Annotated in this window: 26 protein-coding genes and 1 pseudogene; 5 read left to right on the forward strand and 22 right to left on the reverse strand. The window is 42.1% G+C overall.

The features are described 5' to 3' along the window. Window positions 1–16: 16 nt before the first annotated feature. From FED51_RS20015 to mmgD, 6 genes and pseudogenes are all read right to left on the reverse strand, one after another. Complete coding sequence (locus tag FED51_RS20015) at window positions 17–346, reverse strand: PTS sugar transporter subunit IIA (protein ID WP_010900045.1); 330 nt, start codon at window positions 344–346, stop codon at window positions 17–19. Next, the gene (locus FED51_RS20020) at window positions 346–657 is read right to left on the reverse strand and encodes a PTS sugar transporter subunit IIB (RefSeq protein ID WP_010900046.1); all 312 of its coding nucleotides are present in this window, start codon (window positions 655–657) and stop codon (window positions 346–348) included. The genes FED51_RS20015 and FED51_RS20020 overlap by 1 nt, the downstream gene beginning before the upstream one ends. 152 nt (window positions 658–809) lie before the next feature. Beyond that, window positions 810–946 (reverse strand): annotated as a pseudogene (locus FED51_RS21465) (NUDIX hydrolase); the annotation flags it as partial. A gap of 510 nt (window positions 947–1,456) precedes the next feature. Further along, window positions 1,457–2,359 (reverse strand): methylisocitrate lyase, encoded by a 903-nt coding sequence (prpB, locus tag FED51_RS20025; RefSeq protein ID WP_053430052.1) that lies wholly within the window; start codon window positions 2,357–2,359, stop codon window positions 1,457–1,459. Window positions 2,360–2,376: 17 nt separating this feature from the next. After that, a complete protein-coding gene (locus tag FED51_RS20030; protein WP_053430053.1) occupies window positions 2,377–3,813 on the reverse strand; it encodes a bifunctional 2-methylcitrate dehydratase/aconitate hydratase in 1,437 nt (478 codons plus the stop codon). A gap of 16 nt (window positions 3,814–3,829) precedes the next feature. Further along, window positions 3,830–4,936, reverse strand: coding sequence for a citrate synthase (gene mmgD / locus FED51_RS20035; protein WP_053430054.1), 1,107 nt, complete (start codon window positions 4,934–4,936; stop codon window positions 3,830–3,832). 125 nt (window positions 4,937–5,061) lie between these two features. Here mmgD and FED51_RS20040 point away from each other — a divergent pair, with 125 nt between their 5' ends. Further along, window positions 5,062–5,931: a LysR family transcriptional regulator gene (locus tag FED51_RS20040; RefSeq protein WP_053430055.1), complete on the forward strand. Its 870-nt coding sequence runs from the start codon at window positions 5,062–5,064 to the stop codon at window positions 5,929–5,931. A 201-nt stretch (window positions 5,932–6,132) separates the two neighbouring features. Here the strand turns inward: FED51_RS20040 and FED51_RS20045 are convergent, their stop codons facing one another. Further along, entirely contained in the window at window positions 6,133–7,560 is a 1,428-nt protein-coding gene (locus FED51_RS20045) for an alanine/glycine:cation symporter family protein (RefSeq protein ID WP_053430056.1), read from the reverse strand. A gap of 324 nt (window positions 7,561–7,884) precedes the next feature. Between FED51_RS20045 and FED51_RS20050 the strand changes: the two genes are divergently transcribed. Together FED51_RS20050 and FED51_RS20055 are read left to right on the forward strand one after the other, a co-directional pair. Beyond that, complete coding sequence (locus FED51_RS20050) at window positions 7,885–8,802, forward strand: aldo/keto reductase (RefSeq protein ID WP_053430057.1); 918 nt, start codon at window positions 7,885–7,887, stop codon at window positions 8,800–8,802. A gap of 330 nt (window positions 8,803–9,132) precedes the next feature. After that, window positions 9,133–9,462: a hypothetical protein gene (locus FED51_RS20055; protein WP_233443859.1), complete on the forward strand. Its 330-nt coding sequence runs from the start codon at window positions 9,133–9,135 to the stop codon at window positions 9,460–9,462. 46 nt (window positions 9,463–9,508) lie between these two features. On the opposite strand, the gene FED51_RS20060 is transcribed toward FED51_RS20055, so the two are convergent. From FED51_RS20060 to FED51_RS20095, 8 genes are all read right to left on the reverse strand, one after another. Next, window positions 9,509–10,147, reverse strand: a complete 639-nt coding sequence (locus FED51_RS20060; RefSeq protein WP_053430059.1) for a 4Fe-4S single cluster domain-containing protein — start codon at window positions 10,145–10,147, stop codon at window positions 9,509–9,511. Next, complete coding sequence (locus tag FED51_RS20065; RefSeq protein ID WP_053430060.1) at window positions 10,147–10,893, reverse strand: ComEA family DNA-binding protein; 747 nt, start codon at window positions 10,891–10,893, stop codon at window positions 10,147–10,149. The genes FED51_RS20060 and FED51_RS20065 overlap by 1 nt, the downstream gene beginning before the upstream one ends. A 3-nt stretch (window positions 10,894–10,896) precedes the next feature. Then, window positions 10,897–11,109, reverse strand: a complete 213-nt coding sequence (locus FED51_RS20070; RefSeq protein ID WP_053430061.1) for a DUF2997 domain-containing protein — start codon at window positions 11,107–11,109, stop codon at window positions 10,897–10,899. Window positions 11,110–11,122: 13 nt separating this feature from the next. Beyond that, window positions 11,123–11,563: a DUF1257 domain-containing protein gene (locus tag FED51_RS20075; protein ID WP_053430062.1), complete on the reverse strand. Its 441-nt coding sequence runs from the start codon at window positions 11,561–11,563 to the stop codon at window positions 11,123–11,125. Window positions 11,564–11,583: 20 nt separating this feature from the next. Continuing rightward, window positions 11,584–13,245, reverse strand: a complete 1,662-nt coding sequence (locus tag FED51_RS20080) for an AAA family ATPase (RefSeq protein ID WP_233443860.1) — start codon at window positions 13,243–13,245, stop codon at window positions 11,584–11,586. A 361-nt stretch (window positions 13,246–13,606) separates the two neighbouring features. Continuing rightward, window positions 13,607–14,467, reverse strand: coding sequence for a GNAT family N-acetyltransferase (locus FED51_RS20085; RefSeq protein ID WP_053430063.1), 861 nt, complete (start codon window positions 14,465–14,467; stop codon window positions 13,607–13,609). A gap of 32 nt (window positions 14,468–14,499) precedes the next feature. Further along, window positions 14,500–16,332 (reverse strand): UbiD family decarboxylase, encoded by a 1,833-nt coding sequence (locus FED51_RS20090; protein WP_053430064.1) that lies wholly within the window; start codon window positions 16,330–16,332, stop codon window positions 14,500–14,502. Window positions 16,333–16,564: 232 nt separating this feature from the next. Next, entirely contained in the window at window positions 16,565–17,080 is a 516-nt protein-coding gene (locus FED51_RS20095; protein ID WP_053430065.1) for a hypothetical protein, read from the reverse strand. Window positions 17,081–17,597: 517 nt separating this feature from the next. On the opposite strand from FED51_RS20095, the gene FED51_RS20100 reads away from it, so the two are divergent. Beyond that, complete coding sequence (locus tag FED51_RS20100; RefSeq protein WP_053430067.1) at window positions 17,598–18,227, forward strand: hypothetical protein; 630 nt, start codon at window positions 17,598–17,600, stop codon at window positions 18,225–18,227. A gap of 103 nt (window positions 18,228–18,330) precedes the next feature. On the opposite strand, the gene FED51_RS20105 is transcribed toward FED51_RS20100, so the two are convergent. The 4 genes from FED51_RS20105 to FED51_RS21245 form a co-directional block, all read right to left on the reverse strand. Further along, a complete protein-coding gene (locus FED51_RS20105) occupies window positions 18,331–18,522 on the reverse strand; it encodes a hypothetical protein (RefSeq protein WP_041821002.1) in 192 nt (63 codons plus the stop codon). A gap of 82 nt (window positions 18,523–18,604) precedes the next feature. Further along, window positions 18,605–18,793 carry an alpha/beta fold hydrolase gene (locus FED51_RS20110; RefSeq protein ID WP_138090987.1) on the reverse strand — a complete coding sequence of 63 codons (189 nt, stop codon included), beginning with the start codon at window positions 18,791–18,793 and terminating at the stop codon, window positions 18,605–18,607. 167 nt (window positions 18,794–18,960) lie between these two features. Continuing rightward, the gene (locus FED51_RS20115) at window positions 18,961–19,329 is read right to left on the reverse strand and encodes an alpha/beta fold hydrolase (protein WP_175414341.1); all 369 of its coding nucleotides are present in this window, start codon (window positions 19,327–19,329) and stop codon (window positions 18,961–18,963) included. Further along, entirely contained in the window at window positions 19,295–19,462 is a 168-nt protein-coding gene (locus FED51_RS21245; protein WP_175414342.1) for a hypothetical protein, read from the reverse strand. The genes FED51_RS20115 and FED51_RS21245 overlap by 35 nt, the downstream gene beginning before the upstream one ends. A 206-nt stretch (window positions 19,463–19,668) precedes the next feature. Here FED51_RS21245 and FED51_RS20120 point away from each other — a divergent pair, with 206 nt between their 5' ends. Beyond that, complete coding sequence (locus FED51_RS20120; protein ID WP_041821004.1) at window positions 19,669–20,145, forward strand: CarD family transcriptional regulator; 477 nt, start codon at window positions 19,669–19,671, stop codon at window positions 20,143–20,145. A gap of 376 nt (window positions 20,146–20,521) precedes the next feature. Here FED51_RS20120 and FED51_RS20125 read toward each other — a convergent pair whose 3' ends face one another. The 3 genes from FED51_RS20125 to FED51_RS20135 all read right to left on the reverse strand — a co-directional run bounded on the left by FED51_RS20125 (window position 20,522) and on the right by FED51_RS20135 (window position 23,848). After that, complete coding sequence (locus FED51_RS20125) at window positions 20,522–22,096, reverse strand: L-lactate permease (protein WP_053430069.1); 1,575 nt, start codon at window positions 22,094–22,096, stop codon at window positions 20,522–20,524. A 37-nt stretch (window positions 22,097–22,133) separates the two neighbouring features. Beyond that, complete coding sequence (locus FED51_RS20130; RefSeq protein ID WP_053430070.1) at window positions 22,134–23,066, reverse strand: L-lactate dehydrogenase; 933 nt, start codon at window positions 23,064–23,066, stop codon at window positions 22,134–22,136. A gap of 491 nt (window positions 23,067–23,557) precedes the next feature. Then, window positions 23,558–23,848 carry a hypothetical protein gene (locus tag FED51_RS20135; protein ID WP_010900063.1) on the reverse strand — a complete coding sequence of 97 codons (291 nt, stop codon included), beginning with the start codon at window positions 23,846–23,848 and terminating at the stop codon, window positions 23,558–23,560. Window positions 23,849–24,210 lie beyond the last annotated feature (362 nt).

A 24,210-nucleotide genomic window follows, 5' to 3' on the forward strand; every position in this document is an offset into this window, starting at 1 on the left:
GCTCCAATTCAAATGATTACTTTTTCATTTTGAAAATCTCTAACAACTCTTTCACTAAATCTTTCATTGTTAACGTAGACATTAGATGATCCTCTGCATGCATGAGCAACAAGGACAGCTCCGTTTTTTCTCCAGTAGCCTCTTGTTGTACGAGCTTAAAGTGAATTTCGTGAGCTACATTCAAATCCTTTTCCGCCTCCACGAGAAGGTCGTTTGCTTCCGCTTCCTTCCCTTCACGATACTCCCGCAATGCTTGCAGTATTTTGCTTCTCCCGTTTCCGCTATGGAGAATAATCATAAACGGAATTTGATCACTCGATAATTGGTCAAAATCAATCGCTTCCATTAACGTCCTCCTATGAGGGACAAGGCTTGCTCATATGCTTTTTTGCCATCTGCCATCCCGTATGCCATCATGTCAATGACATCCACTTGAATGCCATATTGCTCCGCTTCTTTTTGAAATTCCCCTTTTAAAAAGCTCATTTGTGGCCCGATCAGTACTACATCGGCGTTCGCCATTTCCCGCTTCGCCTGATCCTGTCCAACTGCCCAAATCTTAACCTCATCTCCGATGGATGCTGCGTACTCTTCCATTTTTGTCACTAAAAGACTTGTTGACATTCCCGAACTGCAAGCCAATAAAATCTTTTTCATTACAATCAGCTCCTTTTTTATGATAAGCGCTTTCACTCTCCTATAATTATAATCAATTAATTTTAAATGTCTATACTTTTATTTAATAATGTTTGTATCTTTTGCATCCTAACATCATGAGAATAGGAGTTGTTTGACGATATAATATGAACTAGTTTATCAATCGAAGGGACATCAGCTGGTGCCCACTCCAAGGTTTTCAATTTATGTGGAGAACGCCATTTATTTCATCGTGCTCGGTAAGTCTCGGTGTTCCGCTAACTAATTTGCATAAAAAGGTTGTTAAATGCCCCAGCGACCGCCAAAAGCCCAATAGACGTGAACATGCTAAGAATGAATAATATGATGACGAACTATATTCGAAGAGAGCCATAAGCAAAAATCTCCTGCCAAAGTTGTCTTGTTAAACTTAAACCTTAATTTTATGTTGAGGCTCCTGGTGGTTTTACAGTAGAAGTAATGTGTTGATTTTAGAGTAAATACTCAAAATTAAACAAGCGGCCATTTTGAACAAAGTGGCCGCTTGTTTCCTGAACTTTATTGAAAAGAAAGATACGGAGACAAAAGGAAGGAGAGAAGCTTCAGCAATATGGTTTGTCGATACTTTTCTAGCACCTAACTCGTTGAACAGCTCAATTGCTTTATACAATATACGCGTCTTTGTGTTCACAATATCAACCCCTGTTCGACTTCCCTTCCGTCTACAGAGACTCTCTAATTGACTGTCAATGCAGATACATTATATCGTTAAAAAAGACTACACAAGAGAGCCTCCTCTTCTCCGTGTAGTCCTAAAATTTTATTCTCCTAATACTGTTTTGGCGATGTTTTTGTCCAGTGCTTCAAAATCATCATACGAAATCGTTTCATACAGTTCTTTTCTTGTTTGCATATCTTCTATACCGGCTTCCTGAGTTCCTTCATCTTTTATTAACTGAAAGATTCGTTCATAGGCTTTGGCAGCCACTCGCAATGACGTAACTGGATAGATCACCATTTGAAAGCCTGCATTTTGTAATCCTCCTGCGGTCATCAAAGGAGTTTTCCCGAATTCCGTCATATTTGCAAGCAATGGCGCAGATACATTTTCCGCCACGAGGCGAAATTCTTCGGCCGATTGTAATGCTTCTGGGAAAATAGCATCCGCTCCAGCCTCAATATAGACGTTTGCCCGTTCTATCGCCCCATTTAGCCCTTCATTTGCTCGAGCATCGGTTCTAGCCACAATCACTAATGTGGGTGCCACCTTTTTAATCGCTTGAATTTTTTGCTCCATTTCTTCTTTGGAAACGAGCTGCTTCCCATTTAAATGGCCACATTTCTTCGGTAGCTGTTGATCTTCTATTTGAACAGCGGCCACATTTGCTTCTAACATCTCCTGTGCAGTACGAGCTACGTTTAAAACACCGCCAAATCCAGTATCAATATCTACAAGGACCGGTAAATTGGTTGCCCGCACAAGATCTTTTGCCCGATCAGCAACCTCCGTAGACGTCACAATCCCTAAGTCCGGTAAGCCCCTACTCGCGGTATAGGCGCCACCCGATAAATAGAGGGCCGAGAAGCCAGCCTTTTTAGCAACGAGTGCAGCCATCGCATCATGGGCACCAGGGATTTGTAAAATGGCTTCTTCTTTCATTAGCTGCCTAAACCGGTCAGCTAATTCCTTCTGTGATTTCGGTTGCTCGACGATCCACGCCATTTTCGTGTCCTCCTTATTTACTTCACAAATAACTCTATAAATTCATTGACATTCATTGCTGCTAACCGATCATAATCATAGCTAACCGCTTCAATTTGCTCTAGTTGTTTTTTTGCATAGTGCGTTCCTAAATTCGCTGCATATTTTTCCACTATTTTTGGAACAGCTTCTTCTCTCCGAAAGCGGTGGCCTAACGGATACTGGCGTTCAATGTTAGCTGTTGAAGTTCCATCTTTAAAATGAACTTGGACTGCATTGGCAATAGATCGTTTTTTCGGGTCTAAGTAATCTTTCGTATAGTCTTTGTTTTCTGTAACGACCATTTTATCCCGAAGTCGATCGATCCGAGGATCTGCTGCGGCCTCATCCTCATAATCCTCCGCCACAATTGCTCCTTTTAATAATCCCACTGCTGTTATATATTGCAGACAATGATCCCGATCAGCAGGGTTATATAATGGACCCCTCTTATCAATAATCCGAATGGCAGACTCATGAGTTGAAATCGTAATATGGTCAATCTCATCGAGACGGCCTTTAACTTCAGGATGTAGCTCTATTGCAGCCTCTGCTGCCGTTTGCGCATGAAACTCAGCTGGAAACGACACTTTAAATAACACATTTTCCATCACATAGCTATCAAGCGGCTGATTCAATACGAGTTTTTGTTTATTAAATAACACATCTTGAAAGCCCCAGCCCGGTGCACTTAAAGCTGTTTGATAGCCCATCTCTCCTTTTATCGCCATCATCGCTAAACGAACGGCACGGCTTGTGGCATCACCAGCAGCCCATGATTTACGTGAGCCCGTGTTAGGCGCTTGACGATACGTACGTAAGCTCGAGTTATCGATCCATGCGTTCGATAATGCATTGATGATTTCTTGCCTATCTCCTCCAAGCATTTTCGTTACGACGGCTGTCGTGGCAATTTTTACAAACAATACATGATCCAGCCCTACACGATTTAAACTGTTTTCTAAAGCTAGTACTCCTTGAATCTCGTGGGCCTTAATCATCATTTCCAAGACGTCTTTGACCTTTAATGGTTCCTTGCCTTTTGAAAGGTTCTCTTGACTGATAAAATCGGCAACGGCTAATATCCCGCCCAAATTGTCCGATGGGTGGCCCCACTCAGCAGCAAGCCACGTATCGTTATAATCTAACCAGCGAATCATTGTGCCAATGTTAAACGCTCCTTGGACAGGGTCCAACACGTAAGAAGTCCCTGGCACCCTTGTTCCTCTTGGGACGATCGTTCCTGGAACAATTGGTCCGAGATGCTTCGTGCACTCGGGATAGTTTAATGCTAGAATTCCGCACCCAATCGTGTCGATTAATACGTAATGAGCAGTCGAAAAAGCCTCCTCACTTGTAATCTCATGATGAAGGACGTAATCTGCGATCTGCTCTAACAAAATATCTGTCGTTCTCTCATCTTTTACTTGTACCATGTTGATCCCCCTTTGCTTAGTAGCTTTCCCCGATATAACTTACTCGCGGACGGAAAATACGATTATTCTGATGCTGTTCCATGACATGTGCGGCCAAACCAGCTGTTCGGGCTGTAAAGAATATGGGTGTATATAATTCAATTGGAATCCCTAACATCCAATAGACAGGTGCTGCATAGTAATCTAGGTTCGGATACAATCCTTTTTCCTCAAGCATCGTTTTTTCTCCAGCCTCACATCTATCTAACAGAGAATAATCTCCTTTTTTCTCACACAGCTGCTTTAAGGATTCCTTCATTTCTAGTGCACGCGGGTCCATTTTCTTCATATAAACTCTGTGACCAAAGCCCATTACTTTTTCTTTATTGACTAGCTTCTTCTGGATTAATTGCTGGAACTCAGCAGCTGAATCAACCGACTGTAACATATACATCACGGCTTCATTGGCACCACCATGAAGATTCCCTTTCAATGAAGCGACTCCCCCTGTTAATGCTCCATAAAGATCAGAATGGGTTGAAGCAATGACCCTAGCCGTAAACGTTGAGTTAGGCATTTCATGTTCACTATATAAAAGTAAAGACCGGTCAAAAATCTTCACTTCAAATGGCTTTGGCTCTTTCCCGGTGATCATGTAAAGAAAATTGGCGCTATATGAAAGAGTCGGATCAGGCTGTACCGTTTTTAGACCGTTTATAAGCCGGTAGCTATTTACCGTAATAGCTGGCAATTTCCCTAACAGTTTATAAGCCCGTGCTTTGTTTGCTTCAGTGGAGCGACTCTCGATCTCTTTGTCAACCGAAGAAAGCGCTGACAATCCTGTGCGTAAGCCGTCCATTGGATGTGTTGTCTCCGGTAACAAACTCAATATTTCCATGACATATGAAGGGATGTCGTAATGTTTCTTCAGCGTGTCTTCCAATGCGGATTTTTCTGAGGCATTTGGCAATGTTCCGTCTAATAATAAATGAACGACGTCTAGATAATCGTTGCTTACGGATAAATCAATTAAGTCATGACCTCTAATAATAATCTTTTCTCGTTCTGTATCAAGAAAAGATATCGCGGTCTCTGCTGCAATCACGCGATCTAAACCAGGAACGAACGGCTGTTTTATGCTCATGAACACCCTCCTTATTTCATCCAATCATTTCTATATACCTATTATAAAATTGAAACCAAGATTGGAAAAATATATAATTTTAATGAATAACCATAAATTTTTCCAATAACAAAGGGGTGTGTTCCATGAGAATGCAAGATTGGGAAATGTTATCGACCTTGTATGACACCACAAATATTACGAAAGCGGCTCAGCGCCTTTTTTTATCGCAGCCCACCATAACGTCTCGATTGCAAAAATTAGAAAGCTACTACGGTGTGCAGCTTATTATTCGTAAGCAAAGGGGAGTAACGTTTACACCTGAAGGCGAAAAGTTAGCGTTACACGCAAAAAAAATGCTACTTGAACAACGAAAGATAGAAGAACAATTGCATAATATGAGCGAAGAAGTATCTGGATCGATTCGGGTGGGCGTGTCCAATTTTTTCGCTCTTAATAAAATGCCAAAATTGCTTCGCCTTTTTAAACAAACGTATCCGAATGTCGAATTTCAAGTGGTCACTGGTTGGAGCAGCGAAATGCACCGGCTTATTCTCAACCATGATGTGCACATTGCCTTTATAAAAGGGGATTACCTTTGGAATGAAACGAAGCATTTGCTTTACGAGGAAGAAATCTGCATTGCAGCGCCGTGGGAATTCACTTGGGAAGATCTCCCCACACTCCCTCGGATTGATTATCATACAGATGAAAAAATGAAGAGCATCGTCGATCAGTGGTGGTACAACCAGTATAAACAAAAGCCAAACGTTACGATCCAAGTAAATCAAGTCGAAACGTGCAAAGAAATGGTCATTCATGGCTTGGGCTACGCCATTATCGCTAACCTTGTTGTCCGTCCGTACCCTGAGCTTATCATTAAACCGCTACACCACCCTTCAGGAAAGCCAATTACTCGCAAAACATGGATGTATTATCATAACGACATGTTGCAGTTAAACATCGTGAAAGCATTTGTACAGTTTATTCAATCAATCGATGTAAAAGCACTATAGCGGAATTGAATGGCAATGAATAACCACTTGTGAAGTGATGGCTAAGTTCATGTGACTTATCACAATCGTCCTTATTTATTTCTTTTTTTAGTACCTATAGCCATCATCAGGACACCTCCTTCGTTCAATAATAGGCGTGGTGGTGCCTTTAAATTACAAGAAGCCCCGCCTTAGGCAGAGCTTCTCTATCGGGTATATTATTTATTGATTGATTGGTTTTCCTGCCGATCGTGCCAGCTCCGCCTCTCGGTAAAAGTTCGTAAAATAATCATTCGTCTCGTTTACAATCACTTTCCAGAGAAGCAATAGGCCGATTAAGTTTGGAATCATCATAAGAGCATTTGCCATATCCGCGAATGCCCAAACAGTGCTAAGATTAGCAACCGTTCCAATTCCGCAAGCCGCAATGTACACAAGGCGGTAACTTGCAATCCCTTTTGAGCCCACTAAGTATTCAAAGCACTTTTCTCCGTACACATACCAACCGACAATCGTCGAGAAGCCGAAGAAAATGACAGAGAACGACACAATGTATTCACCGACAATACCGAGAACCGATCCAAAGGCCGCACTCGTAAGGGCTCCGCCTTCCAGTGTGGCATCATGAGCAACCCCGGAAAGTAGCCCGCCCGACGGATCCCAAAAACCTGTGATCAGAAGGGTTAAGCCTGTCATCGTACAAACGATGATCGTCACGATGAACGTACCGGTCATTGCGACAAGCGCCTGTTTCACAGGGTGGTCGGCCCTAGCATTGCCAGCAATTAAAGCCGCAGTTCCTAAACCAGCCTCATTTGAAAAAATGCCGCGCGCCACTCCATTACGGATGGCCTCTGAGACGACGATTCCGAGGAATCCACCGGCTGCGGCAACCGGGTTAAACGCATAGTAAAAAATAAGCCCAAACGCTGGAAGGATCATGTCGTAATTTAAAATTAATATGAGCGTAGCTCCTCCCATGTAAAGAAACGCCATAATCGGAACAAAGAAGCTGGCTACCGTACTAATTCGTTGAATTCCACCGAACACGATTACACTGACTAAGGCCACCAATAGAACCCCTGTCAGCCAATGGGGCATCGAAAAGCTATTTTTCGTTACATCCGCAATCGTATTTGATTGGACGCTGTTCCCAATCCCTAACGCGGCAAATGCACCAAAGAACGCAAAGGCAATTGCCAGCCATTTAAACTTCTGACCGAGCCCTCGTTCAATATAATACATCGGACCACTTGAATACTCACCTTTTGCGTTCTTTACCCGGTACTTGACAGCTAAAAGAGCCTCTGCATACTTTGTCGCCATTCCGAGTAAGCCGACAATCCACATCCAAAAGATCGCTCCAGGTCCACCGAGTGTAATAGCGGTAGCCACTCCAGCGATGTTCCCGTTTCCGATCGTAGCCGCAAGCGCTGTCATTAATGCTTTAAAATGACTGACATCTCCTTCAGCTGCAGCATCCTTGCTATCTTCTTTACCAAATCCGATCTTAAAAGCATAGAGAAGTCGGCGAAATTGCAATCCTCTTAAGACAATCGTTAAAAATAAGCCTGTCCCAAACAACAATATTAAGCTAGGTGGTCCCCATAACACACCATTGATTTGCTCTAACATCTTCAAAACATCCATCGTTGTTCACTCCCGCTGAAATAACACCTGATCATGAAGTACACGAGTGTTATTTTACCACAATCACGATGTTGTTGATTTGTAGTTAACAACAAAAATGAAAGCGCTTTATTTGTAGGTTGTAAACAAATCACTAGAATGACTCGGACCAATTGGATTAAAAAAATGAAGCGAAAAGAAGGAATCTTCTTGTTTTCTAGCGAATATTAACAAACTCTGCAAACAAACACTCACCACTTTTCGCCGGGTCTCCGTTTTGAAAGCGCTTCGTTTAACGGGATGTCATCTACAATTAGAAATTTGAAGGAGGCTTTTGATTCAATCATGAGAACGATTAAACTAGGAAGCAGTTCATTAGAAGTACCTGTTGTCGCAGTCGGTTGCATGCGGATAAACGCCATCAGCAAAAAAGAGGCTGAACGCTTTGTCCAAACGGCGCTCGAACAAGGAGCAAATTTTTTTGATCATGCCGATATATACGGTGGCGGGGAATGTGAGGAAATTTTCGCAGATGCGATTCAAATGAACGAGGCCGTTAGGGAAAAGATCATTCTTCAATCCAAGTGCGGCATTCGTGAAGGACGATTCGATTTTTCAAAAGATTACATTTTACAATCAGTGGATGGAATCCTTCAACGGTTAAAGACCGATTATTTAGATGTTTTATTGCTACACCGACCAGATGCTTTAGTCGAGCCGGAAGAGGTAGCAGAAGCGTTCGATCTTCTAGAAAGCTCAGGTAAAGTGCGGCACTTCGGGGTCTCGAACCAAAACCCGATGCAAATCGAATTGCTAAAAAAGTTTGTGAGGCAACCGATAGTAGCTAACCAGCTTCAATTAAGTATCACTAACGCGACCATGATCTCTAGCGGAATCAATGTAAACATGGAAAACGAGTCTGCGATTAACCGAGATGGTAGTGTGCTTGATTATTGTCGTCTACACGACGTGACGATACAGCCTTGGTCCCCGTTCCAATACGGCTTTTTTGAAGGAGTCTTCCTCGGGAATGATTCGTTCCCAGAGCTGAACAAAAAGATTGATGAACTAGCAGAAAAGTATGAGGTGAGCAATACAACCATTGCGATTGCCTGGCTGCTTCGTCACCCAGCCAACATGCAGCCAGTGATCGGCACGATGAACCTTAAGCGCTTAAAGGATTGCTGCAAGGCTAGCGAGATCCGACTCACACGCGAAGAATGGTACGAAATTTATCGCGCAGCTGGTAATATTCTTCCATAGGATCAGTTCAGCCGAGCACAGAGCCCCTGAACGAGCAAGCTTCAAACCGATGATAACGGATGCAGAACGCTCTCGGAAAGTCTTCTAATTTCATTCTGATGGGCTTCTATCCTTCGAAAAATGAGAAAAAGATAGTGTACTCACGGATGTCGGTAGACTATCTTTTTCTATGTTTAATTGGGCATAAAGAAAATCAGCGTCATTGGCTCCCCATTTACCGGACCATTTCAGACAATTGATTATGTCTATTACCCGCACAAAGACAATGACGTAGATTCGTCCCCTGTTACAACTCTTCAGGTCCATTCGACCATCCAGCAGCCGCTCCATATGGATATCCTCGATACTGGCACTCACACTATTAGGGGAATTGCATGGACTGGCGCAGGTTCGATCACCTCCGTTAAAGTCAGCACAGATCAAGGTCACACGTGGAGGGAAGCCTCGATGGAAAGCCACGATCCGAAAGGCTATGCTTGGATTCCGTGGTCAATCGAATGGAACGTATCAAGTAAAAGGGGAATACACCATCATGTCGAAGGCGACCGACTCGGCGGGACGCACGCAGCCGGCAGCACCCTTCTGGAACCGAAAAGGCTATGGCTACCACGCAATCGATCAAGTGAAAGGAAAGGTGGAGTAGAAGAACGTCATAAATAAAGGAAGGACAGACGCCCGTTCGTCTGTCCTTTGAGATGAGCTGCTGCTAGCCTTGTTCTTTAAACTTCGTTGGACTTAATTTTTTAAATTCCGTTTTATGAAATAATTCTTCTAACGTTTGTTGAGTTGCCATCCCATTAACAGAGACCAATCCATCTTCAAGTATACGAATTTCAATCTTGTTGCTGATGGACGCTATTTGCTGTTCTAGATGTTTATACTTATCCGTTAAAAAATGATAGCGCTGGTTTGATGATCCAGTCCAAGGCCTGCTTAAATCCAGCTTCTCTTTTACAAAGGGGCCATCAATTAGTAGATCGATAGCTGAAAGGAACAGCTGACAGTCCTCCCTTTGTTTAAGATCCTCATACATGTAACCTGAGAAAGACATAACCGTCAGCCCTAAGCTTTTTACCTTTTGTGCAAGCTCTCCTAGCGCCTCGGGTTGGTCAAAGGGCTCCCCGCCCAGAAAGGTAACGCCCTCAATATCGTGGTTCTCTTTGCTTTCCTTAATCTCATGAAAAAGCTGGTCAATGCTTATGACTTTTCCATTGTCTACTGACCATGTCCATGGGACTGCACACCCTTCACACCGAATCGAGCATCCTTGAACCCAGAGGCAAAAACGTTTCCCTGGGCCCTCCACTGAGGTTAAAGGTAAATACCGATGAATACGTAAATCCATTAGAAATCCAAGACTCTCCCCGCTGGCGCCTTGTTCGGTTCACGAGTTCCTTCTCCTTCGTTGAGCTTTCCGTTACTAGGAAACGACAGATGAGGCCTAATCTTTTCTGCAAGGTGTGGCTTAATCGAAAGAACCTCAACAAAATGATCAAAAGACTTGAAAGAGCCCACATCATTTCGAGCGGAGATGATTCGGCGCGCATACAAGCTGCCAATAGCAGGAATTCTTGCAAGTTCCGCTTCCGACGCGATGTTAATATTTACAGAAGAACGCTCATTCAAACGTTCCTCAACCTCACCTTTCTCTATAGGTGCGTTGGCTTTCATATTTGGTCGAGGTGATTCTACTTGGTTAATCGCGTGATGTGCCGTAAGCTTTTGTTTCGTTTCTGTAGCTACCCTTTTCTTTAAGTGGTCATATTTTGACGACCCCATGGCTTCCAATCGAATTAAGTACTCTGGGCGAATTATGAACGCATGGACAATTGAGACGATCCAAGCAATGATGTGAATAGTTGACACAACGTTATAAATTGGGTGGTCTGAATGGAAAATGTCATAAGAAACCATAGTGATAATAAATAGTGCTGCATAAATTAGTGCGGCAATCGTCCACTTTCTTTGCTTCACTTTATAACCAGCGTAAAAAAATGAAATATAACTTAACATACCTAACGGAAAAGTCCACATGATCCAAATTGAGTTTCTTATTTCCCAACCCTTCCCTTTACTTGTGATATTCGCCACACGTTATTCCTCCTTTATCGTTTGTTTATTTTGCTTGTGTGTTACAATTTCAGATTCATAATATTCATGCGTAAAATTGGAATCGACTGTTTCAGCGTCAAGCAATTCCTCTAATAACTGAATGTATTCAAGGCACTCTTTTCCCTTGATACCTAATGTCTCAGCAAAGATCTCTCCATCTTCTGTTATGCGGATTTGTAGCTTTTTTTTATCCATTTCATCCACCACCTTACGACTGTACTTCAAAGGTTAATAAAATCGAACGGTCTTTTTGAATAGCTTCCGATTCAAGCTCCAACCCATTTTTCTTTGCACGCTCCACTAGCCTTGTGTAAGTTTCTTGCTGAATAAGATATTTGTACTCAGTATGCAAATTCTCGATGAACTCTAATGCATGCTCTTGTTCTACACTTTCATCAAAAATGGCTTCAAAAACCCCTTCTTCATTTTGGTAGAAGCCGATCTTGATATCACCAACTTCGGTTTGATAGTTTGTCTCGTCGCCTTGAACACTACAGCCATATTGTTCGATTGCCTTCTTTAACAGATGCTCCTTTTTCATGACCGTTTGAATCGTGTAAGCTTTATTTTCATTTCTCTTATCAATTAATGTAGCTACTTTTTGACCAACAGCAATGCCAATTGGAATTAAAATTAGTTCTATACTCATATCGTTCTCCCTTCTACTCATTAAAAATCAATCGTTCGACCACCGCGTGAAGAATGAATGTCCTCTGGCTCTGAATCCATTGGGTTCGCAGAGACTTCTATTGTCGGGCTCTCTGCATATTCCTCGCGATCCTTTCTCGGAGTAGCAGCAACCGCTCTAACATTCGCCCAGTCTCTGATCTGTTTAATTTGTTCGGCTTGTGTGACTGATAATGGGATAAACTGATTACAAATTTTTTCAAAGTCTGCTAACGTGACACTTCTCTCTTCATAAAACGCTTCAAACAATCCACTAATGACCACTTGCTCAATTTCAGCACCAACAAAGCCCTCTGTCAGCCTTGCAAGTCTCTCCAAATTGGATTCTGAAATCTGAAAGTCCCCAATGACACCAGGGTCCTTTAATCGTTTGTCTAAATGTACTTTAAAAATATCCATTCGCTCACGAAGTGTAGGTAAATCTACAAAAAAGATTTCATCAAATCGGCCTTTACGCATCATTTCAGGTGGTAGCCCGGAAATATTATTTGCGGTAGCAATGACGAAGACAGGCTTCTCCTTTTCTTGCATCCACGTTAGAAAGTTCGCAAAAATTCTGGAAGATGTTCCACTATCCCCAGCGCCATTAACTCCACCAAACCCTTTTTCTATTTCATCGATCCACAAGATGGAAGGGGCGATAGCTTCTGCTGTTTGAATGGCCGAGCGCATCCGTTCTTCACTGCTCCCGACTATCCCACTATAAATCTTCCCAATATCGAGCCTTAACAATGGAAGCTTCCACATATCACTGATTGCCTTGCTAATTAAACTTTTCCCACAACCTGGAACTCCAGTAATCATCACACCTTTAGGGGAAGGCAAGCAATATTTTTGCGCTGAATCTAACCATGATTTGTTTCGCTTTTCCAGCCAACGCTTTAAATTTTCAAGTCCACCTACATCTTCAATATTGAGGTCACTCGTAACAAATTCTAAAATACCTGTTTTTTTAATAATTTGTTCTTTCTCTTGTAGAATAATCGGTACGTCATTAATCGAGAGGTTGCCATCTTCAACCATTGCTCTAGCAAATGCATTTTCCGCCTCAGCTAACGTTAACCCTAAGCTTGCCTTAACTAATTTTTCTTTTTCTTCTTCCGTAATTTGAAAGTCTAAGCTTGTTTTTTGATTGACTGCTATCATTTCATCTAAACTTTGCTTAATTTCTTCAAAAGTAGGCAATCCAAAATCAAATATCGTAATATCTTTTTCCAAATCATCCGGTAAAACAAGCTTTGGTGAGATGAATACGATGTTTTTCGGGTTTGGGCTTTGCTTGAGACTAGAAACAAGGTCCCTAAGCTTTCGAATAATCTGTTGGTCTGGAACTCGTCCGTCTTCCCCGAAAAACACATGAAAATCAAAAAGGATAAAAATGGCAGGTCCCTGATAATTTTCAATATGTTCTAATGCTTTCATCGCTGACCGTGTATCACCTTTACTGGTTTGGTCCCCGCAAATGCCCGTTGTGATCTTCCAAGTGATAACCTTTCTTGGTGTTTTAATTAACTCTTGATTAGCTGCGACTGATTCGACCAAAGCACGTGCCCGATCCTCTTCCCAAGTAGAAATATAAAGGAATGGAAACCGCGCCCTAAATAGATTTGCCATTAATCTTTGTTTCTTTTGTCTAACATCCACCTACCGCATCCTCCTCATTTAAACATCTGTACGACCAAATGTAAGCCATGCATATAGACCTATGAACATGAAAAGTGACACACCGACATGATATGAATAGCCCTTTACCAAACGACTACACAGCCCCTTAATTGCCATCATTTAACTACTCCTTATAGTCTATATACTATATTTCTACTATTGTAATGTCCACATTTTCTCATGTTTTTTTGTACCTTAACAAGATTCAATATCTCTAGCCACTTTTCTCCCTTTATCTGAACTGAGTCACTTACAATCCAAATCGTAATTCATGACCGAAAACGCAGGAAAACGGAAATAAAGCCGGACAGCAATAAGAGCTATCCGGCTATCTTCTACTTCACGCTTGCGATATTTTTGGAAATCGAGCGAGCGGAGGAAACCCTTTCGTCGTCGTCCGAACCATCCAGCTACTAGTCGAATCAATTTTCGCTGTTAGCTGCTTCACCGAATGATCAGGGGTGAAATGACAGACGACCGTTTTTGTTGCGCGCGGCGCAATTTGTTCTACCAGTTGTTCCACATTCACTTTTGCTGGTGAGAAAATGTCGTACAAGTGGAGCACGTCCCCTTCTAGTTGAAACATCACATGAACGTCTTTATTGACTTGGTAGATAAAGTCACGAAAGCCTGCCGTATAATAAAACATAAGGATATGCTCGTCCCCTTGGGCAGATAAAACCGTCGATAAAGGGCAAGATCCCTTCTTTACTTCCACCATGGCTTCAGGTGAAACGTCCGCCCGTCTCAACGGTTTATCCAAAAGAGTATAGCCTGCCATATCGATTTCATAACAATTCTCTTCAATCAATTGAAAGCCACATGTTTCGTAGAGAGGAATCGCCTCTTGATTAGCTGCTAAAAAATACAAATCATAGGCTGAATCATAATCGTCCAATGCTTTTTGCAGCAATTGCTTGGCTAATCCTTGACGCCGATACTCCGGAGCGGTCATGACAGTGCCGATTTGAATCGCCTTCTGTTTTGCCCCGTTGATGATCAGCTCCATTTTATTCACAGAAACATTGGCGATTACTTCATGTTTATCCACATAGCTATAGCAAATATAGTTGTCATTCCAAAAACCTTGCTCGTACCACGGTGCAAAGTCAATATTAAAAATCCTTTTTGCTAGCTGGATAAAGGACTTTCGATAAGGATCATGTGCTTTGTAATCTTTTATAAACTGATACGCTTCCATTTTCTCACCTCACCGGTGGATCGGTAGTCTTTTTAAGGGAGTCTCACATCTTCCAAGCTTCCACCTTTTTCGAATAAGCGTCGAATGTTGGCTTCAACCGTTGGGTCTGGAATGAGTGGCGGCGCATGATGTGGTTTCGTTCGCACATCAATGATCATGTTGTCACAGCCCCAATGCTTGTTTTCATAAAAACTATTCACCCCGTACATATCATGGGAAGGATTGCTACGAGTGAACGTTACCCAAACGAAATTGTTGATGTTTTTGCTAATGAATTCACTATCGTCACAGACAACAATCATTGGACATGACGGCAGCTCCCCATTTTGCGTGATCGTTTCACTGAATGCACGAAACTCCTCTTGTGCCCTTTCGTATGAAGTAAATGATGGGCCTTCGAGCGCTACAACCCCAGGCATAACGAGTCGAGGGTTTTGAAATGTCTGTAATCCCTTAAACAGCTCAGGCACCTCTTGGCACAGCTCTCGCTTTTTATCTCCATAAGCGGCAATAACGACCTTGCTCCCTGTATTCAATCCCGTTCCCGAATAATCGAGCGTATCAATCGTCGTATTCGTTTGAAAATGAATATCTCGGTGGAGGTCGATCCGCTCTAATAGATACGTTAAAAACTCTTCTTCTTTGTGTGTGTTTAACGGCTTATCCTGTTCAGCAGTAATGAATAAATATTTAGCAAGACTTAGCTGGCCTGTCCCTAATATGCGATTCGCAATCGTTAACAGTTCCGCTGGCTGTTTTACTTTTTGGTAAGGGGTATAACGCTCACTTCCGATCGCAAACAGGAGTGGATGGACACCGGCTGCGTCGACAGCATGCACTTCCTTCACACCAGGGATCTCTTGCTTCACCGCATCTCCTGTTAACTCGTGAATAAGCGCCCCAAATGACGTATCTTCCTGTGGCGGGCGACCAACGACCGTAAACGGCCAAATCGCTCCTTGCTTTGCATACACTTTATGAACCTTCATAACCGGGAAGTCATGGATTAAGCTGTAGTAACCTAAATGATCACCAAACGGCCCCTCTGGCTTCGTGTCGCCGGGATGAATTTCTCCTGTAATCACAAAGTCAGCGTCATGACTAATGCAATAGCCGTCCACATAGCTGTAGCGGAACCGCCGGCCTGATAGGAGACCAGCAAATGTCATTTCGCTTAACCCTTCAGGAAGGGGCATAACAGCCGAAAGGGTATGGGCAGGTGGACCGCCTACAAAAATGCTAACCTTGAGTGGCTCTCCCTTTTGATTCGCTTTTGTCTGATGGACACCAATGCCGCGATGAATCTGATAGTGGAGCCCAACCTCTTGATCAAGCTCATACTCATTGCCAGTAAGCTGAACGCGATACATGCCTAAATTCGCATTCATGATCCCCGGTTTGTCAGGATCTTCGCTATACACTTGAGGGAGTGTAATAAACGCCCCACCGTCGTCTGGCCAATGCTGAATCAACGGTAAATCGGAAATGGTAATTTCCTCAAAGCCTGCGGGTAGCCGAGATTTTTTAAGCGGCAGCGCTTTGGAAGCAGCTAGGGCGGTTCGTGCATGAGCAAACGGATGTTTCAACGCACTCATCGGATCGTTCCGAAGCGCGACGACATTTTCAGCCGACTGCCACGTTTGGCGAAAAATAAACTTGCTACGCTCCATTGTGCCAAACAAATTGGAGACGGCTTGATAGTTGGAACCTTTTACATTCTCAAATAACAGCGCGGGTCCGCCCGCTTCGTACACTTTTAAATGAATCGCCGCCATCTCAAGGTACGGGTCGACCTCCTCACGAATGCGGATAAGGTGACCGTGCTTCTCTAAATCGTTAATGCATTCTTGTAAATTTTGATACATCGTCAATTCGCTCCTAGTTTTTTAGCATTTTGCCCGATAACGTTTTCTTACTTAAGTGTAACAGGTTCTCGCCCCTGTTCGCTAACGACAAAATGATGAATATGAAAAAGAGGACGTTCTTAATAAGTAAAGGGTATTCGTAAAAAATGGTTCCTGTTCTCACAATAGTGGATATCAATCCCTACTTTAAACATTAAGGACGCAAAAGCCCTCCATCGGATGGAATTTCACTTTACGGACTTTCGACCACGGTTACAACCTTTCCGTTCTGATCGGTAAACTCGAGCGAATAAACAGCGGTCACATCGTTTTCAAGTCGATCTAGCACAATGAACTCATCCTCTAAAAAGAGACTTTCACCTAACTTCTGGTGTTGTTTATCGTAATAGGAGACAGCGGCCACAAGCTGGCGAAACTCCTTACTCACGAGAATCCCCACATATTGACCGTCGTTTCCTTCTAACGTGACAATCGTATAATCACCATCAATACGTGCCTCTGCGCTCGCCTGCGTCTCTTCCCCAAATTCAGCGATACCCATTTGATCATCCGGTGTGACATAGAGCGCTAATAAGGATGGTTCAAGGGGCTGAGGGGTTGTTTGGCGTAGAACGTCCAACTGGTTCTCTTTCACATATTCAGAGAATCGAGCGGACATTTTCTCTGCTGGTGTTTTTTGCGTAGCTCCAATTATCACAATAACGGTTACTAAGAAAAGAGCGAATACAATCTTACCTTTATGCTTCATGATTTTTCTCCTTTTTCCAATCAATAGCTTTACTATAGAAGATCATGGGGGGATGCGCAATGACTAGCAAACTTGGTTTGTCCTCAAGTTTATGGCGAAGCCCTCAGACAGGGGCCAATATCCATCAAAGGCTTCTTCATTTTTGGCTAGTTCACCTAAGGTGGTTGCAAAATAGTATATACCTATTTCACACAAGCGATTTTTGCTTTTATTGGGCAATAGATGCAGGGATCCCTTCGAGAAGAGAGAATAGGAAAAGTAGCTTTTTAGGAAAGGAGAACATTAATGAATGAGCCAACAGCGGAAAGAAAGCGAACCTTCGGACAGGCGATCCAGTTTGATTCGAGTAGTCTAGGTTCAGTTCATGAGATATAATTTTCATTTTTTTCAAATTTAAGTTGATTAAAACTTGAATAGTATATATAACAAAAATAGTACACATTAGGTAATATATTCCTTATATGTGGCGCTGCATTTGCGAGTACAAAGATTCTTTTTCGAAATAGGAGGAGCGTTTATGAGCAAAACTAGAAAACTTTTATTCAGTGGTTTATTATCAGCTACAGTCGCTGTCGCAGTCTTCGGTACTGTTTCAGCACATGTAGACAAACCCGAAGTAGAAAACGAACTTGTAACAAAGACGGAAGCTCCATCTGAAGTGTCAATAAACAACTATGATACTTCCGATTATGTAGTTGAAATAACAGAAGAAGAGTTAAAAAGAGACTCATCTTCCTTACGAACACACGATTTTGAAACTGAAGAACCAGAAGTTGAAGATTTGAGTCAAATTGATGAAAGTGAGATTATCTACCTAGATGAACTCTCAGACGAAGTATCAACAGACGATATTAGTATAGCAGCTGTCATGAATATCAGCCAAAGAATTTCGGGTGGTTCAAGGGTTGTTTTCAATACACAGGTTAGAAAAATCGAGAATAGCTCAGTATCATGGAATCTAGTTTGGGATAGCAGAGGAGATGCTAGAATTGGTGTTGTAGGTGCGGACAAAAAATTCTATTATCTCAATGACAGCAACGGTTCGAGCGTACGTACCATGAGAATTACAAAAACTCAAAGCTATCGCTTTGCTATCAGAAATATGTCTTCATCAAGCGCTACGTTTAGTGGATGGAGAGATATGTAAAAGGCCTGAAAATATAGCATCGTCTTAGGGGCGATGCGCAAAGCCGAAGCAACAGCAAATAAACGATGAGACCAAGACCCTTTAAATAGGATCTTGGTCTCGTTCATTTAACAAGAGCGTTCATTCGTATCAATCTCACAACGTTGTATAAACTAGTGCAAGTAATAATGAGTGCAATGACAATGTAAAGAGCGGCTCTTTCAATGAACTCATACGCGATGATGGAAGAACTGAGGATTCCTAAGGCAATCAATGCAAGAAAGCTGTAATACAACACTTTCAACTTATGACCCATTTTAATTCATCCACGCTCCTCTTTTTTAAAATGACATCTATAGTTTACCACCAATTGTCACGTTTCGGAACCTTCTTCCCCTTTATTTTACACCCTTTATAAACGTATGCACCGCTTGAGCATATAATGCTGGCTGATCTTTATGGACTAGATGACCGGCCATCGGAATGATTGAAAGGTGGATGCTTGGGTTCAACGTTCGATACGTGATGGCTGCTGAAACCTCTAACTCCTGCATGTCTCCGACGATACGTAGTGCTGGAACGTTCAAATCGGATACATCACCAGTTTGATGAAAGGGGTAAAGTGAAACTTCATTCACTGGGGCTTTCTTTCGTCAGTGAATGTTAGTTGAACGAATCGGGTTGTTACTGGCGCTTATCTCCCATTATCTTTTTTTGTTGCCTCCAAACCTTGAGATGGGAGTCTTAGCGCCAGTTAAACGGGGTAGAAATCATCGTCACAAAAACGGACGAGCAACGATGTCCAATCGTTTTTGCCATGAATCTTATCCATAAATGAAACCACTTCATCGCTGTCAAACAACTGCCGGTAGCGTTCTAACTCTTGTCTCATTTGTTCATCCCAATCATCTGGTTTCACAGGAAAAATGCTAGAGAACGATAACGACTTCACCATTTCAGGAAACTCTTTAGCAAAAAGCAGCCCGACAATCCCTCCAAGTGATACCCCCGCCAAATGACATTGGGTGACGTTCAAGGCCTTTAACGTATCAGCCAAATCTTTCACGCAATGGCCGAAGTAATCTCCATCAATCGTCCCTACTGACTTCCCGTGACCACGCAAATCGGGGCGAATGACCAGAACGTTTTATAAAGAAATCACGTTGTTCTTCATATTCCGTCGCCCCTGTCATTCCCCCTGAATGGAGAAAAACGAACGGATCCCCTTCACCAGTAACATAGGTATGTAAAATCACCCGTGACCCTCCTTTTTAAATCTTGTTCCCACTTCTAGATCACAATCTCACGTTCATTTGTTTCGTTATAGCACCTGTAAAACCCTTTTACAGTTAGGCTTATGAAATTTTTCGGCTTTTTTATTGACGATAAAATCCAACGTATGATATTATATTTAATTTGATTAAAAAACCCACTTATGTTAACCTAAAGAAGGTTACCTTATATGGAGGTGGGTTATTTGTTTCAAATTGGCGATCACGTCGTTTATCCAATGCATGGAGCAGGTATCATTAAAGCCATAGAAGAAAAAGAAATAGCAGGAGAAAGAAAGCAATATTTTGTGATAAAAATGTCGATTAATAATATGGACGTTATGATTCCAGCGGATAAAATTTCGAGTACAAATATCCGTCCTGTAACGGACCTAACGGCATTAAAACAAATTATACACATCTTTCAGCACGGAGAGTCAGAGCAGTTACTTCCGTGGAAGGAAAGGTATAAAATGAACGCAGATAAAATGAAAACGGGCCATATTCAAGAAGGTGCTGAAGTTGTACGCGATTTAATGCGTATAAAAAAAGAAAAAGCACTTAATCCAAGTGAAAAGAAAATGTTGGATGACGCACGTGAATTTTTAAATAGTGAATTAGGGTTAATCGAAGGCATCACTGAAAATCATATTAAAAGCTTTAGTTAGTTGGTCAACTGCTTTTTAGACACTCTCATCCATTTCCCGCTTACGTTCAATAAATGATCCTCTTTTTTCTACACTTTCATCCTTATGATCGTACACATTTCTTCTACGAATTTTAACGTTACATCAACTTTCTCGATTCAAATAGTTACTTAATGTTTACAAATCTGATTCACACTGGCGCGGTCAAGGAGCCGTAAGGATGGAAGAGAGGTAGGGCTTTCATTGTTTCAGGTAATACTAAGTCATTATGTTCAAGAAAATAAGATAACTCACTCTCCATTCATAAAAGAAAAAATATTCACCATTGAAACGATGCCCAAAAAGGATTAGAGCGACAATTGCTCTAATCCTTTTTCCAATTTGTTTTAACGTATCTTTAAAAGAGTAGAGATAAAATATACGTCCATACCGAGACAAACACGAGTAATCCAAAGCTATATTTCAACGTCATTTTTGTTAAGGCTGCTTCATTGCCGGTTTCTCCAACCGCTGCCGTTGCAATAGCGATCGATTGCGGTGACACTAGCTTAGCCATGACGCCACCAGCTGTATTTGCAGCAACTAGTAATGAAGGATTGGTCCCGATAATCGAGCCTGCTGTCGTTTGAATCGGGGCAAATAATGTATTATTGTTCACGACTGAACCTGTCATAAATACGCCAATCCACCCTAAGATTGGTGAAAGGAAGGGGAAGAACGCCCCTGTGGTGGCAACTGCCTCCCCTAAAGCCATCGTTAGACCCCCATAGGTCATTAATTTTGCGATTCCAATAATGGCACAGATCATCATGATCGGAATGGAGAAGTCGACGATCACTTTTTTAAGAAGGCTAATACTCTCCTTCATGCGAATCGTTTTCGTAGTGGTTACGGTTGTAACTGCTGCTAATAGAATCGCGGTTCCTGTTGCTCCGATAAAATCAACCCCTACCTCAATCGATGATCCAGGGACAACAAATGCCCACTTTGAAAACTCAAGTGCTCCCCCTTCAGCAAACAATCCTTTAAAGGCTGGTAAGCTCCAAAGAAAAACAAACATCGTTAACAAGTAAAACGGAGACCATGCCTTGATGACATCCTTTAATGAAGCATGTTCGGACTCACAACCGTTTCCGTTGAGTAAGAAGATGTTCCGCGGCTGCCATCTTTTAAGAAACAACGCCAGTAAGCCCATGGTTAAGAGTGATGGTATAATATCGGCCAACTCTGGACCTATAAAGATTGTAATAAGGGCTTGTGACACAGTGTAAACGGAAGATGTGACGAGAATGGCTGGGAGGATTTCCTTGATCCCTTTCCAACCGTCCATTAACCCAATAAGTAAAAATGGAATGGTAAAATTAATCATCGGCAGCGTCAAAGCTGTCATCATCGACACGTCCATTGACGTGACTTGACCTTCTAATCCAAGCGTATCAATAATACCAACCGGGATTCCAATCGCTCCAAATGCACCGGAAGCACCGTTTGCAATCAAACAAAGCATGGCTGCCTGCAATGGCTTAAAGCCTAATGATACTAAGAGAACCGCACAGATCGCAATCGGTACCCCGAAGCCCGCAGCCCCCTCAAGGAACGCATTAAAACAAAATCCGATGAGTAATAACTGAATTCGCTGATCTCTTGATATACCTATAATGCTTCCTCGTAACACAGCAAATTTTCCAGATGCAACCGCAATTTTATATAACCAAACGGCCATCACAATAATGTAACCGATCGGCCACAGTCCTTGCACAACCCCTTGTACAATACTGCCTATGGACTCGCCGAAAGGTAAATGAAATACGAGCCCAGCAATAAAAAACGTCACGAGTAAAGTCAAAAGAGCTGCTTGAATTCCTTGCATTTTGAAAACAGTCAAGCATAAAAGGAGTAACAGGATCGGAATCGCTGCAACGAATGCTGATACGGCTAAATGTTGAAATGGATCGTATGTTTCAACTAACATAGTAACGGCTCCCTTGCCTTAGATGTTGATCGATTGTCTACGACCAAATGGCTGCTTGAATGTCTTTTAACGTTTCAACAGAGCGAGCAAATTTTTCTTTTTCCTCGTCGTTTAGGGAAAGCTCGACCACTTGTCTAACGCCTTCACGATTAATGATCGCTGGTACGCCAATATAGACATCGTCATGACCATTTTCTCCTTCTAACAACGTACCGACAGGGAGAACAACATTTTCGTTTTTTAAAATCGCTCGCGTAATTCTTGCTAACCCTGTGGCGATACCATAATACGTTGCCCCTTTCGCCTCAATGATTTTGTAGGCGGCATCGCGCACATTTTCAGCCATTTCTTGCTTTTTCTCGTCGGTTAATCTAGGAGCAATTGGCGTTCCCGCAATGGTAGCAGAGCTCCAGACCGGCAGCTGTGAATCCCCATGCTCGCCAATAATGTAGCCATGAACACTTGTGGGCGCAGCGTTCATTTCTTCTCCAAGCAAATAGCGAAATCTCGCCGTATCTAACACGGTTCCTGAGCCAATGACACGCTCCTTCGGCAAGCCTGAGAATTTCCAAGTGGCGTACGCTAAAATATCGACAGGATTTGTCGCAACTAGAAAGATGCCATTAAAGCCGGACTTCATGATGTTCCCTACAATCGAATCGAAAATGCCCACATTTTTATGAACTAAATCTAATCTCGTCTCCCCAGGTTTTTGCGCAGCCCCGGCACAGATGACAACAAGTGCTGCATCCTTGCAATCCTCATATGAACCGAACTTAATTTCCATTGGGCTAGGTGCGTACACAATGCTATGATTTAAGTCCAATACGTCCCCTTTCGCCTTCTCCTCATTTAAGTCAACTAGGATGAGCTCGTCACTGATCCCTTGATTCATTAACGCATACGCATAACTTGAACCAACCGCACCTGTACCAACTAAGACAATTTTGTTTCCTTTAGTAATAGCCATAAGAAATCCCTCCAAGTTACTTTGTTTGTGAATATTTTCACATGATTTTTTTAAAGTAAACTCGGCGATTGCCGAGCCTTCTGCTACAGGAGCGCATGCCATAGTTGTACATGCAACTCTAACCTGCCTCCACTTACAGTCTGTCCATTTCCCAAAATGAACATTCTTCTTGATGACCCATACCACTACTGAATTTCATTATGTGAAGTATTTCACATGAAAAGAGATAAAAACAAGTTTGATAGCTCAATTCTTAATTTGTGAACTATTTCACATTTAAATTGTACTACAGCTTTTAGAAAACCGCAATATCATTTGTCGTACTAAATTTGTCTAAAAAATGAAGAAGAACATACGTACTATGACAGGAAACACAATCAATAGTTTCCGTTTCAGTTGTCTTCCCCTTAGTTCGTGATTATTAAAAATTGCCTTCGAGCCAGTTGAATTTTATTTCAAGAGGTCATATTAGAACAAAAAATAAACAATAATTAAAGCTGCTTTCGTTTGTAATAGTACGCATAACATAGAATGAGCGTCATGATAAACGTAGCTGCAACAATATAGACACCGTCCCAATCATTGGAGCTTCCAGTTAGGACCCACACTTCAAAAGGGATGAGAATTAGACATCCCAGCAGTAGAAGGCCCCATGGCATCATATGAAGTGTTTGTTTGATTTCCTTTCCCATCGATGAAGGCTTCTTTTTTTCAATGGAAATGATGTTATTAAGAACAACGATCATTGTAATGACAGCACTGACAAGTAATACAACATTCATGGTTTCCACTCCTTAAGGTACGATTTAAGATTCCCTTACTTTGATGACACGTTCTTTTTTTTAACTTGTCACCGATCTCCTCCGTTTTCTCGGTACGGTAATCCGTGGTGAAAAATGAGCAACCGGCCCCTTCCGAGCATGATCTTTTATAAGTACGAGATAAACAGATCAGAAGATTCAGATGAATAGAATAAAATTCCTATCCTCATATAAAAATCTGCTCATGATAGGGTCATTGATTTTCGTTTGTGTCCTATCATGATCATACTACCTATTCTGGTTTTTTTCACCAATAAATGAGGGAAACTTAATGACAGCTGCTCAAATAATGCAAAAAACCCGCCAATTGGCGAGTTTCGCAC

Source organism: Halalkalibacterium halodurans (assembly GCF_005671335.1).
GTDB lineage: Bacteria > Bacillota > Bacilli > Bacillales > Bacillaceae_D > Halalkalibacterium > Halalkalibacterium halodurans.